Origin of the sequence: Xenorhabdus kozodoii (assembly GCF_002632875.1) — a bacterium.
Lineage (GTDB): Bacteria > Pseudomonadota > Gammaproteobacteria > Enterobacterales > Enterobacteriaceae > Xenorhabdus > Xenorhabdus kozodoii.
In genome coordinates this window covers 1-401 of sequence record NZ_NJCX01000122.1, presented here as the reverse complement: position 1 = coordinate 401, position 401 = coordinate 1, and the positions used below count along the sequence as shown (strand labels likewise).

Genomic DNA, 401 nt, shown 5'->3' with positions numbered 1-401 from the left:
TTTTTGCACTTTATCATCGATGTAGATTAACTCCAGTCCATTATTATTTTTTGGTGATGAAATACCACCGTGCACGCCCCATGCACCATCGGCGTTATAACCCAATACGCCAGTCACCTGATAGTGACCGATGCCGAGTTTGGTCACTGTAGCGCCCTCGGATTCGTCATTGGTGGTGAATGAGCCATCGGGGTGGAGTTGGATGATGGGGGACGCTTTTTTGATGTAACCGTTGTTATCTACCGTTGTATTCCTGGTTCCCCACAGGTCAACATTAACATAATAATGTGCGTCGTCTTGGGCATAATGATGTGTATAGCTAATGCCTGCATTGCCGTCTGGCGTAATAAACCATCGAGAGCATGCAGTCACACCGGAGTCATCAGGCCAACCCCTGATAT

At 47.4% G+C, this 401-nt stretch carries 1 protein-coding gene; it reads right to left on the bottom strand.

The features are described 5' to 3' along the window. Positions 1 to 401, bottom strand: a 401-nt coding sequence (locus Xkoz_RS22475; RefSeq protein WP_479688396.1) for a phage tail fiber protein, incomplete at both ends; no start/stop codon positions are given.